This is a genomic window from Pseudomonas sp. IT-P176, assembly GCF_949767245.1.
Lineage (GTDB): Bacteria > Pseudomonadota > Gammaproteobacteria > Pseudomonadales > Pseudomonadaceae > Aquipseudomonas.
Map to the genome: position 1 here is coordinate 1 of NZ_CATKPN010000038.1, position 17634 is coordinate 17634.

Genomic DNA, 17634 nt, shown 5'->3' on the forward strand with positions numbered 1-17634 from the left:
CCCCCAGAGGCCGCCACGGTAGCAAGCCCCCTCGCCACAGACCGCTACAAAGTTGTGTAGATACCTATGCCCATCGCGGGCAAGCCCGCTCCCACATGGAAAATCCAGCCCCCCCGTACAAACAGGCCGGCCGCCAGGCACCAGCGATGTATCAGGCCGGCCTCTACCCAAGCGGACGCAACATCAGTACCGCCAACGGCGGCAGATTCAGCACCAGTGACAGCGGCTGGCCATGGCTGCCCTCTTCCTCGGTCTGCGCGCCACCGTCGTTACCATAATTGGACCCCGCATAAATACCCGCGTCGCTGTTGATCAACTCGCTCCAGCGTCCGGCGAACGGTACGCCCACCCGGTAGGCCGGACGCGGCACAGGGGTGAAGTTGGCCACCACCAGCACCGGTCGGCCGTCCTTGCTCCAGCGCAGCCAGGCGTAAACACTGTTGATCGCATCATCGCCAATCAACCACTGGAAACCTTGCGGCACATCGTCCTGGTCGTGCAGTGCCGGCTCTTCGCGGTACAGCTGGTTGAGGTCGCTGACCAGCTTTTGCACACCCCGGTGTTCCGGGTACTGCAGCAAGTACCAATCGAGTTGCTGGTCATGGTTCCACTCGCGCCACTGGCCGAATTCACACCCCATGAACAGCAGCTTCTTGCCCGGGTGCGCCCACATGAAACTCAGGTAGGCCCGCAGGTTGGCAAATTTCTGCCAGCGATCGCCGGGCATCTTGTCGATCAGCGAATGTTTGCCGTGCACCACTTCGTCGTGGGAAATCGGCAGGATAAAACGCTCGGACCAGGCGTACACCAGGCCAAAGCTCAGCTCATTGTGATGGTGGGCGCGGTACACCGGATCCTGCTGGATGTAGTGCAGGGAATCGTGCATCCAGCCCATGTTCCACTTGTAGTCGAAGCCCAGCCCGCCTTGTTGGGTGCTCTGGCTGACGCCCGGCCAGGCGGTAGACTCCTCGGCGATCACCAGGGCGCCCGGCGCCTCGAGGTCGACCACGTCATTGAGATGGCGGACAAAATCGATGGCTTCCAGATTCTCCCGCCCGCCATGGCGGTTGGGCACCCATTCACCGGCCTTGCGCGAATAGTCGCGATAGAGCATCGAGGCCACGGCATCCACCCGCAGCCCGTCGATATGGAAATGCTTGAGCCAGTGCAACGCCGAAGCCAGCATGAAACCGTGGACTTCGGTGCGCCCCAGGTTGTAGATCAGGGTGTCCCAGTCCTGGTGAAAACCTTCCAGCGGGTTGCCGTATTCGTACAGCGCGGTGCCATCGAATTGCGCCAGGCCATGGGTGTCGGTGGGAAAATGCGCCGGCACCCAATCGAGGATCACCCCAATCCCGGCCAGGTGGCAGGCATTGACGAACGCAGCAAAGTCACTGGGCGAACCGTAGCGCGCACTGGGAGCAAACTGTGAGAGCGGCTGGTAACCCCAGGAGCCGCCGAACGGATGCTCCATGATCGGCATCAGTTCGATATGGGTAAAACCCAGGTTCTGCACGTAGGGAATCAAGCGCTCGCCCAGTTCGGCCCAGCTGTATTGACGCGCCACTTCCCCGACATCGTCGACCTCGCACTGCCAGGAGCCGGCATGCAACTCATAGATCGACAACGGCGCACTCGGCCGGTGACGCTCGCCGCGCGTCTGCATCCACGCCTGGTCCTGCCAGTCGATGCTCAAGGGGCCCGCGACTTTTGAAGCGGTGTCCGGCGGCAACTGGGTGGCCAGGGCCATGGGGTCGGCCTTGAGCGGCAGGATCCCGTGGGCTCCCAGAATCTCGTACTTGTACGCTTCACCCGCCTGCAGGCGCGGGATGAACAACTCCCAGACCCCGGAGGGATGACGCAGGCGCATCGGGTGGCGGCGACCGTCCCAGATATTGAAATCACCCACCACCGAGACCCGGCGGGCATTCGGCGCCCACACGGCAAAGCGCACCCCGTCCACGCCGTCGACATTGTGCAACTGGGCGCCCAGGCAGGCACTGAGGTCACGGTGGTTGCCCTCGGCGAACAGATACAGGTCCATCTCACCCAGCAACTGCCCGAAGCTGTAGGGGTCTTCGGCAGTCTGCTCGCCACCGGCCCACTGGGTGCGCAGCACGTACGCCTGGGCCTGGGGGAAATGGCCGACGAACAACCCTGGTACCTCGCTGGCCGTCAGGCTGCCCAGGACGGCGCCGCTGTCGCGGGCCAGCACCTGGACGCTCAAGGCGTCCGGCAAATAGGCCCGAATGAACTGGCCACCGGCGGCGTCGCCGTGGGGCCCGAGAATCGCAAACGGATCCGGATGTTCGGCACGCACCAGCGCCTCGATGTCGCGCGCTGCCGGCAGCAGCGCCTCTTTGAGTCCCCGTTCCTTCATCACTGCTCTCCACCTATCTCGGAAAAGGGTTCAAGTCCACTTAACAACCCATAGAGCCCGTGCAACGGCACGGGTAGCCAGGCGGGACGATTTTCGGCTTCATACAGCACTTCATACGCGGCCTTCTCCAGGCTGAACAAGGCCAGCGCAGCGTCTTGCGCTCCAGGAATCTGCCAGGCATGAGCAAGACTAGCTGTCGCCAGCCGATATGCCTGGACAAAGGCCGCTTGCGCCTCACGCAAGTAACGTTCGGTGACCCGCGCGCGCGCAACATCCGCTTGCCCGGTACTGTCGACGCCCTGCCCGTTGCGCGCCATGGCCGCCGCGTAATCGAACGAACGCAGGACCCCGCTGACATCCTTGTACGGACTGTGCTTGCCCCGGCGTTCATGCAATGCCCGCGCCGGTTCGCCCTCGAAGTCGATCAGGTAGGCATCGCCCTTGATCACCAGCACCTGGCCCAGGTGCAAGTCGCCGTGGACCCGCATGCGCAGACCGCCGGTGGCCTGTTCGGCCAACCCTTGCACATGCTTGAGAATGACCTTGCGGTGTTCCAGCAAACGGGCCACCCGCTGTTGATCGGCAGCCCCCAGTTGCCCCTGGTGCTGCTTGAGCAACAGCAAGGCGCGTTCCAGTTGCGCGGCGATCGAGGTGTACAGCACCTGCTGGTCCTTGGCCGTGGTCACTTCGCTGCCGAACGCCGGATCCTTGCCGGGTGCTGCCAGCAACAGGTGCATTTCCCCCAGGCGCTGGCCGAGCATAGCGGCGAAATCCTGCAGTTCGCCGAGGGCGTTGTAGTGCTGGTCCTGTTCCGACATGGCATCGGCCAGTTCGTCACGAATCGCCCGTTCAAGATTGTTCTGGGTCCACTCCCAGGCATCGCCCTGGTTGCTCAGGTAGCCCTGGGCAATCATCAGCAAGTGGTCTTCACCCTGGGCGTCACGCCGCACCACGGAACCCAGCAGTGGCGAAATATGTTCGAAGCCCGCCGCTGTCAGGTACGCGCCCATCTCCAACTCAGGGTGCACACCACCGGCCACTTTGCGGATCAGCTTGAGCACCAGGCTGGTGCCGATCACCACTGAACTGTTGGACTGTTCGGCGGACAGGTAGCGCACTTCGGACTCGGGCCCAAGCCCCAGCTGCGCCAGTTGGGCAGTGGGTTCGAATCGAATCTCGCCGTCGCTGGATGTAAGCACCGTCTGCGCCTGGATCGCCTGCAACACCGCCCGCACGAAACTGTCGAGGCTGAACGCATCGGTGACCAGGCCGACCTGCGGCCCACGCCGGACCCGCGACAAGGCCAGTTGCTGGGGCAACGCCGCGCCCATCTGGTCCTCGCCCAGAAAACCGAAGGGCAATTGATAGCGGCTGGTCTGACCCTGGCTGCTGACCTCGATTTCGCTCAGCAACACCGGATGCTGGGCATCGCCAAAACGCACCCCATAGGCGATGTGCACCGATTCGATGCTGGCGTCCTTGCCGGCGAACCAGCGGCGGTTGAGCAGCCAGCTGGGTAACACGTTTTGCTCCAAAAGGGTGCGCGATGGTGCTTCAAGCAACTCTTCCATGCGCTTTTTCAGGACCAGGGTGGTGAAGTCCGGCAAGCTCTGCGCCGGCTCCACGTGCCAGCTCGGCATCTGGTTCTCCGCCGCCAGCACGAACCAGTAGAAACCATAGGGCGCCAGGGTCAGCAGAAAACTCAGCTGGCCAATGGGCGGGAAGGCATTGCCCCCCAGCATCTCCACCGGGACCATGCCGACGTAGGCCGAAAGATCCAGCTCGGCGGCTTGCGCACTGCGCGAGACGTTGGCCACGCAGAGGATGGTTTCGTGGCGGCCATCGGCGCCGGTGAACTCACGGGTATAGGCGAGGATCCGGCGATTGCTCGGTGACAGCATTTTCAGAGTGCCGCGGCCGAACGCCTTGGATTGCTTGCGCACAGCCAGCATGCGCCGGGTCCAGTTGAGCAACGAGTGGGGATCGCCCGCCTGGGTTTCGACGTTGACCGACAGGTAACCGTACTGCGGGTCCATGATCGGTGGCAGCACCAGGCTGGCGGGGTCGGCGCGGGAGAAGCCGCCGTTGCGATCGATCGACCACTGCATGGGCGTGCGCACACCGTCCCGGTCGCCCAGGTAGATGTTGTCACCCATGCCGATTTCGTCGCCGTAATACAGGGTCGGTGTGCCAGGCATCGACAACAGCAGGCTGTTGAGCAGCTCGATTCGGCGCCGGTCACGTTCCATCAAGGGCGCCAGGCGTCGACGGATGCCCAGGTTGATCCGCGCCCGACGGTCGGCGGCGTAGTAGTTCCACAGGTAATCGCGCTCCCTGTCGGTGACCATCTCCAGGGTCAGCTCATCGTGGTTACGCAGGAAAATCGCCCATTGGCAGTTGGCCGGGATCTCCGGGGTCTGGCGCAGGATATCGGTGATCGGGAAGCGGTCTTCCTGGGCCAGGGCCATGTACATGCGGGGCATCAGCGGAAAGTGGAACGCCATGTGGCACTCGTCACCGTTGTCGCCGTGGGTATCGCCGCTCTTTTTATTACCAAAATACAGCTGAGTGTCCTCCGGCCACTGATTGGCTTCGGCCAGCAGCATGCGGTCCGGGTAATTGGCGTCGATCTCGGCCCGGATCTGCTTGAGCACGTCATGGGTCTCGGGCAGGTTTTCGTTGTTGGTGCCGTCGCGCTCGATCAGGTACGGAATGGCGTCCAGGCGCAAGCCGTCGATGCCCATGTCCAGCCAGTAGCGCATCACCGACAGCACCGCCTTCAGGACCTGCGGGTTGTCGAAATTGAGGTCCGGCTGGTGGGAATAGAACCGGTGCCAGAAATACTGGCCGGCGACCGGGTCCCAGGTCCAGTTGGACTTCTCGGTGTCGAGGAAGATGATCCGTGTGCCGTCGTATTTCTGGTCGTCGTCGGACCACACGTAGAAGTCCCGCGCCGCCGATCCGGGCTTGGCCTTGCGTGCCCGCTGGAACCAGGGGTGCTGGTCGGAGGTGTGGTTGATCACCAGCTCGGTGATTACCCGCAACCCGCGCTTGTGGGCCTCGGCAATAAAACGCTTGGCATCGGCCATGGTCCCGTAATCGCTGTGCACGCCACGGTACTCGGCAATGTCGTAGCCGTCGTCACGCCGTGGCGAGGGATAGAACGGCAACAGCCAGATGGTGTTGACGCCAAGGTCGGCGATGTAGTCGAGCTTGGCGATCAGCCCGGGAAAATCGCCGATCCCGTCGTTGTTGGAGTCGAAGTAGGATTTGACGTGAACTTGGTAAATCACCGCATCCTTGTACCAGAGCGGGTCATCGCTGAAGGTGGCTGACCTGGGTTTCTTCGCCATTACAATCTCCTGTTCAATGGGGGGTGGCAGGTACCGGTCGTGCGGGTTTTGTCACCGCGCCCTACAGCGATATCCGCCAGATGCCGAACGGTTGATGCCAGGGCTCGATGCGCATCCATTGAGTCTTGCCGTACCACGTCCAGCGATGGCCATTCATCAAGTCTTCGCCCTGGGTCACCGCGTCGTCCGCCAGGCCCAGTTCCCACAGCGGCAGTTCGAAATGCGCCCCCTGGGCGTTGAACGGATCCAGGCTGACGGCCACCAGAATGAAGTTGCTGCCATCTGTGCTGCGTTTGCCGAAGTACAGGATGTTGTCGTTCCAGGCGTTGTACAGCTGCAAGCCGAGATGACTGTGCAAGGCCGGGTTCTGCCGGCGGATGCGATTGAGCTGGGCGATCTCGGCGATGATGTTGCCGGGGGCATTGAAGTCGCGGACGCGGATCTGGTACTTCTCCGAATCCAGGTACTCCTCCTTGCCCGGCACCGGTGCCGACTCGCACAGCTCGAACCCTGAGTACATGCCCCACAGTCCCGACCCCATGGTCGCTAGCGCCGCGCGAATGAGAAACCCGGCGCGCCCCGACTGGTGCAGGAAACCCGGGTTGATGTCCGGGGTATTGACGAAAAAGTTCGGCCGGTAGCATTCGCGCCAGGGCGACTGGTTCAGTTCGCTGAAGTAACTCGCCAGCTCCTGCTTGGTATTGCGCCAGGTGAAGTAGGTGTAGCTCTGGGAGTAGCCGACCTTGCCCAGGCGCGCCATCATCGCCGGCGTGGTAAAGGCTTCGGCGAGGAAGATCACCTCGGGGTACAGCGCCCGCACATCGGCGATCAGCCATTGCCAGAACGGCAGCGGCTTGGTGTGCGGGTTGTCGACGCGAAAGATCTTCACCCCCTCCTCGACCCAACCGACCACGATATCGCGCAGCTCCAGCCACAGGCTGGGAATCGCCTCGCTGCTATAGAAGTCGACGTTGACGATGTCCTGGTACTTCTTCGGCGGGTTTTCCGCGTATTTGATGGTGCCGTCCGGCCGCCAGTTGAACCACCCCGGGTGTTGCTGCAGCCAAGGGTGGTCCTGGGAACACTGGATGGCGAAGTCGAGGGCTATTTCCAAACCGTAGTCTGCGGCAGCCGCCACCAGCCGACGGAAGTCTTCGCGGCTGCCCAGTTGCGAATGAATCGCCTCATGGCCGCCCTCCTCGCTACCGATCGCATAGGGGCTGCCTGGATCGTCCGGGCCGGCCGTCAGGGAGTTGTTCGGCCCCTTGCGGTAACTGCGCCCGATCGGGTGGATCGGCGGGAAGTAAAGGACGTCGAAGCCCATGTCCTGAATCATCGGCAGGCGCGCATGCACGTCATTGAAGGTGCCATGGCGCGTGGGGTCGTCGGTGATTGACCGCGGAAACAGCTCATACCAACTGGCGAACTGCGCCAGTTCGCGCTCGACGTCGACCGGGTACTGCGGGCTCAAGCTCAGGTAGGCACGCTGATCGGCCTGGCTCATCAGTTCGGCGCTATGGGGGTGCAGGAACAACGCGACCTGCTCGGTTTCGAGCAAACCGGACAATTGCTGGTGCAACGCCGTCAGTTGCTCCTTGAGTGGCCCTTCTGCGCGCTCGGCGGCTTGCTGGACGTGCAGTCGGCCTTCTTGCAGTTCCAGGCTGACGGGGACGCTCGCCAGGTGCTTCTTGTCCAGTTCGTAGCAAAAACTGGCGAAGTGGTCGATCCAGGCTTCGATGCAAAACACATGACGGCCCTGGACCGGCACACGGAAGCGGCCCTGCCACCCATTGTTGCCCAGGTCGCTCATCACCTCGCTCTGCCACACCGCATCGCCCTCGCCACGCCAACGCAGGCGCACCGCGAGCTTGTCGTGACCGTCGGCAAACACTTTGCTGGTCACCTCGACGTCCTGGCCGACCACGGCCTTGACGGCAAATTGCCCGCCTTCGAGGATCGGCATGCAGTCTTCAATCACGATGCGCGGCAGCAACAGCGCCTGGGACAGTGGCATGTGCGGGTTGTAGCTCAACTCATCAGGTTTCTCAGCCGTCATCGAGCATCTCTCCTTTACGCCCCAAGGACGCTCTTGTGTCTGGGTGTCGTCGGCAAGGGAGTCCCGCGCCGAATGAGCTCACTTAGGTTCCGAGCGACAGGCACCGGCAAAAGTTCATAGGGAATTGGCTGGACGCCAATCCGCGGCGCAACGATCAACCTACTTAAGCACGACTCAGGCCACATGCCAGTGGTGGTTTGGACAAGGCCAAACTGCAGCACACCGTTCGTCGCCTTTTTTGCCAGGTTTGCGCCAGTAAAAATACTAAGCCTACATGGCTATAGGAAAAGCATTACAAACGTATTAACAAGTTCGCCAGAGAAACTCCCACCGACGACCTATGTAAAAACATGCCATGCACTTGGTAACATTGAAAAACATGCTGCGGCACTGCTTATATAAAAATAAAAGCAACAGAATACTGCCTTCAACTTGAAAGATTAAATCCAGAAGCATGCATGAAACCTCCTACAACAGAAAATTCAACAAACTTGCAATATACCTCCCTACGAACTAAAAATTGATAGCCACTTGATAACACGTGACGCCCAATCAATTGTTGGCTGTGGCGGCCCTTGTGGTACGCCGCTTCACCCACGCCAACAACAAATAACAAAAATAAACTCCAGAATAAAAACTGGCCCTTCCGATCGCGCTTAAAAAGTCAAAACAAGGACAGCCATGAGACTCAGCATAGAAAATTACAAGTTACTGAACTTCAATAACGACCACATAGACACCTCCGCAAGAGACGCATCACGAACAACGCCACCGTCGTTACTGCGAGCAATCAGAGAGCTACAGCGCCGAACAACCACTACAGAAGCTGAACTATTGCACTTACTCAACGAGCACAACCTTGACGAGGCATTCATCCGCGCAGCAACGCCCCCTCTGCGCTAACCATCAATTGCCTGGAATCAAATCCACACGCGGGAGGTCAACCCACATAAGCAGGACCCACGCCACGTGCCACTGGAGGTTAGACCGATGACCAATCCTTTCCCTGGAGAAACCCCGGATCCGAACATCGACCATCCGGTGATCCCCGACACCGATCCGCAACCCGTTCCCGAGCAGGACCCACCAGGCACCAACCCGCCACCGCGGGAAGAGCCACCGACGCCGATGCCGCCGGTCATTGTCGGCCCGGCATAGAAATCCATCCCTATGGCTGTTTGTCCTTTTCAAACAGGTTGACGATCCACGGCATGACGCTGAACACCGCCAGTGCCAGCAGCGTACTGAGCACCGCCGTCGACTCGCGGCCCATGCCGGCGGCGACGCCAATGGCGGCGGTCATCCACAGGCCGGCGGCGGTGGTCAGGCCTTTGACGTGGCTTTCGTCACCGTCCTTACCCTTGAGAATGGTCCCGGCACCGAGAAAGCCGATGCCGGCGATCACTCCCTGCACCACTCGGCTCATGGCATCGGCCTGGGCCCCGGACATCTGTGGCACCAGCACAAACAGCGCGGCGCCCATGGCGACCAGCATGTGGGTGCGCACCCCGGCGGCCTTGCCTTTCTGCTCACGCTCAAACCCGAGGATCGCCCCCAGCAACGCGGCGATCAGCAAGCGCACGGTAATGCGCGTCAACTGCGATGCGTCGCCGATGTCGGCGAACTCCGCTTGCAGGGTGATCCAGACTTCATGCCACCAGGCGTCCATGAGGCAGTCCTGAAAAGAAGGTTGATAAGGCATGGACCGCGCCGACCGCTAATCGGTTGCAGCGAACGATGGACGGCCCCAGGACCCTAACGTGAAAGACCCAAAAACAGTGGAGAGCCCCCATGACCGTGCGCATCGAAAACCAGACCTGCTTTTTCACCACCGAAAGCGGCGAAGAGATCCGCCTGGCCGCTGACGTGACCATCCTCACTGACGGTGATAAGTCGATGTCGGCGGTGGACCTCGACGGTCAGCGCGTGTACATCACCGAAGCAGAAGCCGACGCATTGACCGTAGCAGGTGCGGTCGATGGCCGGCGGCACCTGAAGGTCACTGACAGTGATTCGGTGATTTGACTGATCTCCATCAAGCCCCCCGCCAGACGCCTGGGATAGGCATGCGCGCCACGCCCGGCGGGGTGCATCAAGTTGTCGCAGGGGCGGTGCAGAAGCTCATCTGATCCGCTTTTTAATCCAATACCTGAGTCTGTTATGCAAACAGTTGCCCGCGCATAGTTCATTGGCCTGATGGAGGCTGATGAGCGAAAGACCATGAGCGATAAAATCCCCGTCCGATTAGTAGAAACATTCGAGCCTTCGCGTTCAAAGATGAAGGCCAAATCCAGCGACAACCAGATCCACACCCGTAGCTTCAGCGGTTTGTTCCGTACCCTGCGCATCAGTGGTGCGGGTTTTCTGTTCCTGGCGTTTTTTGGCACCGTGTGGCTGAACTGGGGTGGCCGCCAGGCCGTGCTCTGGGACCTGGCGCAGAGCAAGTTCCACATCTTCGGTGCAACCTTCTGGCCGCAGGATTTCATCCTGCTCTCGGCGCTGTTGATCATCTGCGCCTTCGGCCTGTTCGCAATCACCGTGTTTGCCGGACGCGTCTGGTGTGGCTACACCTGCCCGCAGAGCTCGTTCACCTGGTTGTTCATGTGGTGTGAAAAAGTCACCGAAGGTGAGCGCAACCAGCGGATCAAGCTGCAAGCCGCGCCCTGGACCCTGGAAAAACTGCTGCGCCGCTCGGCCAAACACACCATGTGGCTGGCGATCAGCGTGCTCACCGGCCTGACCTTTGTCGGTTACTTCACGCCGATCCGGCCGCTGGCCGAAGAACTGCTGACCTGGCAAATGGGCGGCGTCAGCCTGTTCTGGGTGCTGTTTTTCACCGCAGCCACCTACATCAACGCCGGCTGGCTGCGCGAAGCGGTGTGCATGCACATGTGCCCCTACGCACGGTTCCAGAGCGTGATGTTCGACAAGGACACCCTGACCATCTCCTACGACACCGCCCGTGGCGAACACCGCGGTCCGCGCAAGCGCGAGGTCAAGCCGGCCGAGGTGGGCCTGGGCGACTGCATCGACTGCCAGTTGTGCGTGCAGGTCTGCCCCACCGGGATCGACATCCGCGACGGCTTGCAGATGGAGTGCATTGGCTGCGCCGCCTGCATCGACGCCTGTGATTCGATCATGGACAAGATGGGCTACGCCCGGGGCCTGATCAGCTATACGTCCGAGCACCAGTTGCAAGGTGGCAAGACCCACTTGCTGCGCCCGCGCCTGATCGGCTACACCGCGGTGCTACTGGTGATGATCGGCGCCCTGGTGCTGGCGTTGATGGAGCGGCCGATGGTGTCCCTGGACGTGAGCAAGGACCGCGGCCTGTTCCGCGAAAACAGCCAGGGCCAGATCGAGAACATCTACAGCCTCAAGATCATCAACAAGACCCAACAGCGCCAGGACTATCGCCTGTCACTGGTCGATGGCGAGGGTTTCCAGTTGCAGGGCAAGACCGAGCTGAGCCTGGCACCCGGGGAGATTCTCGATGTGCCGGTGTCGGTCGCCATGACCACCGACAAGCCCGCCAGTAGCTCACAGACCCTGAGCTTCAAGGTCAGCGACAGCGACGAGCCGCAGATCAACAGCGTGGCGAAAAGCCGCTTTGTTGCACCGATGAACCGCTGAGCCTTTACACTGCGGTGCTGTCATTGCCAGCAGGCTCGCTCCTACATACCAGTGGGAGCGAGCTCGCTCGCGAAACAGGCACCTCGATTTTTCTGAATGACATCTATCGGGCTTTCGATGAAACGCTACGAAAAATTCGCTGACGACATTGCCGAGCTGATCCGCTCAGGCGTCCTGGGGCCCGGCCAGCGGGTGCCCTCGGTGCGGTATGCCAGCCAGACGTATGGGGTCAGCCCGTCCACAGTGTTCCAGGCCTACTACCTGCTGGAGCGCCGAGGCCTGATTCGCGCCCGGCCGCGCTCCGGCTACTTCGTCAACACCCACGCACCCAGCCCGTTTTCCGAGCCGGTGATCAGCAGCCAGGTCAACGAGTCCACCGAAGTCGACGTCAGCGAACTGGTGTTCTCGGTGCTGGACTCGATCAAGGACCCGCACACCGTGCCGTTCGGCTCGGCGTTCCCCAGCCCGACCCTGTTTCCGCTGCAACGCCTGGCGCGTTCGCTGGCCAGTGCCAGCCGCGAAATGGACCCGCGCATGGTGGTCACCGACATGTCGCCGGGCAACCCGCAACTGCGCCGGCAAATCGCCCTGCGCTACATGGTCGGCGGGCTGATGCTGCCCATGGAAGAACTGCTGATCACCAACGGCGCGCTGGAAGCCCTCAACCTGTGCCTGCAAGCCGTCACCGAACCCGGCGACCTGGTGGCCATCGAGGCCCCGGCCTTCTATGCCAGCCTGCAAGTGCTCGAACGGCTCAAGCTCAAGGCCGTGGAGATTCCCGTGCACCCGCGCGATGGCATCGACCTTGGGGTGCTCGCGCAAACCCTCGAACGCCACCCGATCAAGGCCTGCTGGTGCATGACCAGCTTCCAGAACCCGATGGGCGCGACCATGCCCGAGGCCAAGAAACAGGAACTGGTGGAGTTGCTGCGCCGTCATCAGGTGCCGCTGATCGAAGACGACGTCTACGCCGAGCTGTATTACGGCCAGCAAGCACCGAAACCGGCCAAGGCCTTCGACACCGAGGGCCTGGTGATGCACTGCGGTTCGTTCGCCAAGAGCCTGGCGCCCGGTTACCGCATTGGTTGGGTGGCCGCCGGGCGCTATGCGCAGAAGATCGAACGACTGAAGTTGATGACCTCGCTGTGTGCCTCGATGCCGGCCCAGGCAGCGATTGCCGATTACCTGCAACACGGCGGCTATGACCGCCACTTGCGTAAGTTGCGCTATGCCCTGGAAGAACAGCAAAGCGCCATGCTGGCGGCCATCGCCCGCTACTTCCCGGCACAGACCCGCGTCAGCCAGCCGGCCGGCGGCTACTTCCTGTGGCTGGAGCTGCCGGAGCAGATGGACTCGTTGAAGTTGTTCCAGATGGCCCTGGCCCAGGGCATCAGCATCGCGCCGGGACCGATCTTTTCTCCGACCCGACGTTTTCGCAACTGCATCCGCCTGAACTACGGCAGCCCCTGGACCGAAGACACGGAAAAGGCCATGGAGACCCTGGGCCGTATCGTGCGCTCGTTCTAGCGCCCGCCCGCCACGTCAATGAAAGTCCCGACCGCATAGGACGCCTTGTCCGAGAGCAGCCAGATGATTGCCTCGGCGACTTCGTCGGGACGCCCGCCACGGGCCATGGGAATTCCCGATTCGAGTTTGCTGACCCGGTCCGGGTCGCCACTCAGGGCATGGAAGTCGGTGTAGATATAGCCGGGCCGCACCGCGTTGACCCGGATGCCTTCGCCGGCGACTTCCTTGGACAGGCCGATGGTGAAGGAGTCCAGTGCCCCCTTGGAGGCGGCGTAGTCGACGTACTCCCCGGGTGATCCGAGGCGCGAGGCCACCGACGAGACGTTGACGATGCTGCCACCCTGCCCGCCATGTTTGGGCGACATGCGCAGCAGTGCGTGCTTGGCGCAGAGAATCGGCGCCAGGACGTTGGTCTTCATGATTTTCAGGATGCGAAACTCGGACATGTCCTCGACGCGGGACTTCTGCCCGACCGTGCCGGCGTTGTTGACCAGCGCGGTGACCCGCCCCAGTTCTTGGTCGACGCGCTGGAACAGGCTGATCACTTCGTCTTCGATGCTGACATCGGCACGCACCGCGATTGCCTGGGCCCCCAGGGCACGGACTTGGGCCAGGACCCGATGGGCCGCCTCTTCGTCCGCCAGGTAGTTGATGCAGATGCGATACCCCTGCTCTGCGGCCAGTAACGCCGTGGCCGCACCAATACCGCGACTGCCACCGGTGATGACGATGACTTTATCCATGCTTGCTTGCTCCCCTATCCAGACGTGTAACCTCGCGTGGCAAGGATACCCGCCACAGCCGGGTTTTGCATGGGGACGAACAGCCGGGGGGTTATCCGCAGGCCGAATTGCCGATAAAAAGCTCCCCAGGGCGCCCGACCCAGGCCTACACCCGGCCGAGCAAATGGCTCATCGCGGTCTTGAGCTTCATCGGCCGCACCGGCTTGTGCATCAGGGTATGGCCCAGCTCGCGGATCTGCTGCTTGAGCTCGTTGCTGTAGTTGGCGGTGATCATCATCGCCGGAATCGCACAGGCGCGCCGGGCGTTGATCCGGGCCACGGCGTCGACACCATTCTGCTCGTCGTCCAGATGATAGTCGGCGATCAGCAAGTCGGCTTCGGCGTGGTAGTTGTCCACCTGGCGTGCCAGGTCCTGCTCGGACAACGCGGTTACCACCCGGCAGCCCCAGCCTTCAAGCAAGGTGCGCATGCCTGCGCAGATCGCCGCGTCGTTATCCAGTACCCACACCCGCGCGCCCCGCAGGCGCTCCAACATCGGCTCGCTGATGACCAGGCTTGGCAGGGCCTTGGGCGCAGTGGCGCTGAGCGGCACTTCCACGGAAAATACCGAGCCGCGCCCCGGCCAGGAACGCACGTGGATACGGTGGCCGAGGATCCCGGCGATCTTCTCGACGATCGCCAACCCCAGGCCCAGCCCTCGATCCTGATGGGGGCGCTGCACGTCGCCGCGCTTGAACTCCTGGAAAATTTCCTCCAGGCGATCTTCGGCGATGCCCATGCCGCTGTCCCAGACCTCGATCGACAGCCGCTGGTGCTGGCGCCGGCATCCCAACACCACGCGGCCGCTGTAGGTGTAGCGGATGGCATTGCTCAGCAGATTGCGCAGGATCCGCGCCAGCAACTGGATGTCACTGCGCACCAAGGCCGAACAGGCCACGAAGTGCAGTTCCAGGCCCTCGCTGCGAGCCACCTGGGTGTACTCCGCGGCGAGGTTTTCGAGCAACTCGCTCAAGGCGAACGGCGCGATATCGGCAGTGATCACCCCGGCATCCAGCTTGGAAATATCGACCAGGGTGCCCAGCAGGTTTTCCACGTCCTCCAGCGAATTGCTGACATTGCGCACCAGCACTTCATTGGCCTGGGGCTCGCGGCGTTCGAGCAAGGCCCCGGTAAACAACCGCGCGGCGTTCAGCGGTTGCAGCAGGTCATGGCTGACCGCGGCGAGAAACTTGGTCTTCGACAGGTTGGCCCGCTCGGCCTCCAGCTTGGCCTCGCGCAGCCGCGATTCGACGCGCCGGCGCTCGTCGATCTCGCTGCGCAGTTGAGTGTTGAGGGTGGTCAGCTCCGTGGTGCGTTCGCGCACCCGCAGCTCGAGGTTCTGATAGGCCTGGTGCAGTGCCTCGGCGGTCCGTCGGCGCTCGGTGATGTCGCGAATCAGCACAAAGATCCCCACCACTTCGCCGCTGGCCAGGCGATTGGGCACGTAGGAGCGCAGCATGTAGCGCTCCTGATTGTTGATGTTGGTCTCGGCAAACTCGAAGGTCACGCTCTCGCCCGCCAGCGCCCGCGCCACATAGGCTTCCAGGCGTTGGTAGTGCTGCTCACTGTGGACCTCGCGCAGGCTCTGGCCGAGCATCACTCCGCGCGGCCAGCAGTACCACTCTTCGTAGACCTTGTTGGTGAATTCGTAGACCAGGTCGGCGTTGAGGTAGGCGATCAGGGCCGGCACGTGGTCGGTGATCAGGCGGATCCAGCGCTCGCTTTCACTCAGCGCTTCGGCGTGCTGGTAGCGCTCGGTGATATCGGTGAAGGTGTTGACGAAACCGCCGGTGGGCAATGGATGGGTGCGGATCTCCAGGACCCGGCCATCGTACAGGCGCTGTTCGCACTCCTGCACGGGGCGGCCGTTGGCGTCGCGACTGGCGGGGGTCAGCAGTTGCAGTTCGCTGTCGCCGATGACCTCGCTGAACGGTCGATGGGCGGCCACCGGAGCCAGTCCGCTGAGTTCGAGAAAACGCCGGTTCCACAGTTCCAGCACGCCCTCGGCGTTGACCATCGCCACCCCTTGGGACAGGTTGTCCACCGCCCGTTGCAACAAATGGGATTTCTGCGCCACCGCCTGCTCACGGCGCGCGGTCTCGCTTTGCTTGACCTCGGTGATATCGGTGAACAGGATCACCCGCCCGCCTTCCTGGGTCGGCCGCTCGCTGACCTGCAACCAGCGCCCGTTCTGCAGGCGATACAGCAGGCTTTCGTCGGCACTGCCCCGGGGTTCCTCGGTAAACAGCCCGGTCCCGGCCATCAGGCGCTTGACCTCGCCCAGGCGCATGCCGGCGATGATCCGCACCCGGCTGTTACTCCAGAACGCCTTGAAGCGGCTATTGAACAGGACGATGCGCTGGTCGGCGTCGAACAGCACAAAGGCGTCGGAAATGCTCTCGATGGCATCGATCAGGTGCTGGTGCGCCGTCTCGGCCCGCAGCCGCGCGTCACTGAGCAGGTGATTGCCGGCCTTGAGCTCGGCCATCGCCTGGTTCAGCGCATCGGTACGCTCACGCACCTGTTCGGCCAGCACCACCGAGTGCTGGAACGCCGCATAGGGGTCGTTGCCCCGGGTGACGCCGGATTCGATGCGCTCGATCAGGGCACTGTTGATGCGCGCCAGTTTGTGGTTGTCGCGCTGCAGGCTGGCGATCTGCGCCTGCAGCTCAGCGTTTTGCTGGGGATCGGCCACGGGCAATGGCAACCCCGGTAAAGGTCTGGTTGATGTGCATGCCATTGAACTGTTCTCCGTAGGTGTTGAAACCCATCACCCGCTGGTCCCGCAAAAACCCGCCGATCTGCTCCAGCTTGCCGCTGTCTTCCAGTTCCAGGCGCCGCAGGAAGCAGTCGCAACCGATGGTCAGCAGCAGCTCGCCGAGGCGCTCCTGCAAGCCCGCGAACAGCTGCTCCAGGTTCGGCAGCATCGGCCCCGGCGTCATGGCGGTGAGGACAATGCCGTTTTCCACGGCGCAGTAGAAACTCAGGCTCAGGTCCGGGTGCACTTGCTGGATCGCCCGCACGTAGTACTGCTGGTTGATCCGCACGGCCAAGGGGTGGGCGGCAAAAATCCGGTGGTCGAGCTCGGCCACCGGCACGCCAATGTGCCGGGCGTACTCTTCGGCGGCTGGCTCGGCGTTGAGTTCGAATACCCGCCTGGAAGGACTGTCGGCACCGGTCACCACCAGTTTTTCCGCACGCGGCAGGATGTGGTGGGTGGTGAACACTTCAAAGTCGAGCCAGGTATTGACCAGCACCACCACCGCCGCGCCGCTGTGAAACGCACCGTCGAAGTACACATGGGTGTGAGTCAGGTAATTGTCGTCGCCGGCCGAACCACCGAAATGAGGGATGTCGCCCAAGGCTGCACTGAGGGCGGCAAGCACCATCTCCTCGCGACTGGACAGCCCGTCAAGCAGGGTCAGGGCAAAGCTGTTGCCCTTGATCGGGGCCAGGGTGTTGCTGCGACAGCCACTGACCAGGCGCTCGACCATCTGCTGGGCGTCGATCAGGCTGAAGTGCTCCATCTCGTCGATCAGCGCGGTAGAGATAGAGAAGTGCCGGTGATCGAAACCCACCGCCGTTACGCAGTTGCGGCCGTAGCCCTGGGGGGTGATTTCCCCGGCACTGGTGCAGCCCACCAGGCGGATCCCGCCGAACCCCTGCGCCAGGGCCTGGCCCAGCGCCTGCAGGTCGTACTCGGCGGAGCAGAAAAACAGCACGAACCCCAAGTGCGGATGCAACAACTGCCGCGCCAGCTCCTGGGCTACCTGTTGCGCGTCACTGGCCTGGGACATGGCACTGACGATCCCTTCACTCTGGACCTGCTGCATCGTCGCCTCCGGCAGGTGCGCATGGTTGAGGCTTGAGTGTACGAAGGCCACGGACCGTGACCTATGCTAC

General features: G+C 62.3%; 11 protein-coding genes. 4 read left to right on the forward strand and 7 right to left on the reverse strand.

The window, feature by feature from the left end; translation table 11 throughout:
* Positions 1 to 163: 163 nt before the first annotated feature.
* The 3 genes from glgB to ACM6IP_RS10065 all read right to left on the reverse strand — a co-directional run bounded on the left by glgB (position 164) and on the right by ACM6IP_RS10065 (position 7789).
* On the reverse strand, positions 164 to 2380 hold the full coding sequence (gene glgB / locus ACM6IP_RS10055; RefSeq protein ID WP_320332286.1) for a 1,4-alpha-glucan branching protein GlgB: 2217 nt from the start codon (positions 2378 to 2380) through the stop codon (positions 164 to 166).
* On the reverse strand, positions 2380 to 5733 hold the full coding sequence (gene treS, locus ACM6IP_RS10060; RefSeq protein ID WP_414861406.1) for a maltose alpha-D-glucosyltransferase: 3354 nt from the start codon (positions 5731 to 5733) through the stop codon (positions 2380 to 2382). The genes glgB and treS overlap by 1 nt, the downstream gene beginning before the upstream one ends.
* 61 nt (positions 5734 to 5794) lie before the next feature.
* On the reverse strand, positions 5795 to 7789 hold the full coding sequence (locus ACM6IP_RS10065) for an alpha-1,4-glucan--maltose-1-phosphate maltosyltransferase (protein WP_414861407.1): 1995 nt from the start codon (positions 7787 to 7789) through the stop codon (positions 5795 to 5797).
* A gap of 990 nt (positions 7790 to 8779) precedes the next feature.
* Between ACM6IP_RS10065 and ACM6IP_RS10070 the strand changes: the two genes are divergently transcribed.
* A complete protein-coding gene (locus ACM6IP_RS10070) occupies positions 8780 to 8947 on the forward strand; it encodes a hypothetical protein (RefSeq protein WP_174244579.1) in 168 nt (55 codons plus the stop codon).
* A gap of 10 nt (positions 8948 to 8957) precedes the next feature.
* On the opposite strand, the gene ACM6IP_RS10075 is transcribed toward ACM6IP_RS10070, so the two are convergent.
* A complete protein-coding gene (locus ACM6IP_RS10075; RefSeq protein ID WP_159996225.1) occupies positions 8958 to 9458 on the reverse strand; it encodes an MgtC/SapB family protein in 501 nt (166 codons plus the stop codon).
* A gap of 122 nt (positions 9459 to 9580) precedes the next feature.
* Here ACM6IP_RS10075 and ACM6IP_RS10080 point away from each other — a divergent pair, with 122 nt between their 5' ends.
* The 3 genes from ACM6IP_RS10080 to mapR all read left to right on the forward strand — a co-directional run bounded on the left by ACM6IP_RS10080 (position 9581) and on the right by mapR (position 12949).
* Positions 9581 to 9814 (forward strand): DUF3203 family protein, encoded by a 234-nt coding sequence (locus tag ACM6IP_RS10080; protein WP_095168752.1) that lies wholly within the window; start codon positions 9581 to 9583, stop codon positions 9812 to 9814.
* A 195-nt stretch (positions 9815 to 10009) separates the two neighbouring features.
* A complete protein-coding gene (gene ccoG / locus ACM6IP_RS10085) occupies positions 10010 to 11422 on the forward strand; it encodes a cytochrome c oxidase accessory protein CcoG (RefSeq protein WP_159996226.1) in 1413 nt (470 codons plus the stop codon).
* 117 nt (positions 11423 to 11539) lie between these two features.
* Complete coding sequence (gene mapR / locus ACM6IP_RS10090) at positions 11540 to 12949, forward strand: GntR family transcriptional regulator MpaR (protein ID WP_095168749.1); 1410 nt, start codon at positions 11540 to 11542, stop codon at positions 12947 to 12949.
* On the opposite strand, the gene ACM6IP_RS10095 is transcribed toward mapR, so the two are convergent.
* The 3 genes from ACM6IP_RS10095 to nosP all read right to left on the reverse strand — a co-directional run bounded on the left by ACM6IP_RS10095 (position 12946) and on the right by nosP (position 17564).
* Positions 12946 to 13692, reverse strand: a complete 747-nt coding sequence (locus ACM6IP_RS10095; protein WP_095168748.1) for an SDR family oxidoreductase — start codon at positions 13690 to 13692, stop codon at positions 12946 to 12948. The genes mapR and ACM6IP_RS10095 overlap by 4 nt on opposite strands.
* Before the next feature lie 145 nt (positions 13693 to 13837).
* Positions 13838 to 16471, reverse strand: a complete 2634-nt coding sequence (nahK, locus tag ACM6IP_RS10100; RefSeq protein WP_401127733.1) for a hybrid sensor histidine kinase/response regulator NahK/ErcS' — start codon at positions 16469 to 16471, stop codon at positions 13838 to 13840.
* Positions 16401 to 17564: a nitric oxide-sensing protein NosP gene (gene nosP / locus ACM6IP_RS10105; protein WP_401127893.1), complete on the reverse strand. Its 1164-nt coding sequence runs from the start codon at positions 17562 to 17564 to the stop codon at positions 16401 to 16403. The genes nahK and nosP overlap by 71 nt, the downstream gene beginning before the upstream one ends.
* Positions 17565 to 17634 lie beyond the last annotated feature (70 nt).

Excerpts from the sequence above, each read along its gene's own strand:
- glgB (WP_320332286.1), bottom strand. The coding sequence starts at position 2,380 with ATGAAGGAACGGGGACTCAAAGAGGCGCTGCTGCCGGCAGCGCGCGAC.
- treS (WP_414861406.1), bottom strand. The coding sequence starts at position 5,733 with ATGGCGAAGAAACCCAGGTCAGCCACCTTCAGCGATGACCCGCTCTGG.
- ACM6IP_RS10065 (WP_414861407.1), bottom strand. The coding sequence starts at position 7,789 with ATGACGGCTGAGAAACCTGATGAGTTGAGCTACAACCCGCACATGCCA.
- ACM6IP_RS10070 (WP_174244579.1), top strand. The coding sequence starts at position 8,780 with ATGACCAATCCTTTCCCTGGAGAAACCCCGGATCCGAACATCGACCAT.
- ACM6IP_RS10075 (WP_159996225.1), bottom strand. The coding sequence starts at position 9,458 with ATGGACGCCTGGTGGCATGAAGTCTGGATCACCCTGCAAGCGGAGTTC.
- ACM6IP_RS10080 (WP_095168752.1), top strand. The coding sequence starts at position 9,581 with ATGACCGTGCGCATCGAAAACCAGACCTGCTTTTTCACCACCGAAAGC.
- ccoG (WP_159996226.1), top strand. The coding sequence starts at position 10,010 with ATGAGCGATAAAATCCCCGTCCGATTAGTAGAAACATTCGAGCCTTCG.
- mapR (WP_095168749.1), top strand. The coding sequence starts at position 11,540 with ATGAAACGCTACGAAAAATTCGCTGACGACATTGCCGAGCTGATCCGC.
- ACM6IP_RS10095 (WP_095168748.1), bottom strand. The coding sequence starts at position 13,692 with ATGGATAAAGTCATCGTCATCACCGGTGGCAGTCGCGGTATTGGTGCG.
- nahK (WP_401127733.1), bottom strand. The coding sequence starts at position 16,471 with ATGGCATGCACATCAACCAGACCTTTACCGGGGTTGCCATTGCCCGTG.
- nosP (WP_401127893.1), bottom strand. The coding sequence starts at position 17,564 with ATGCAGCAGGTCCAGAGTGAAGGGATCGTCAGTGCCATGTCCCAGGCC.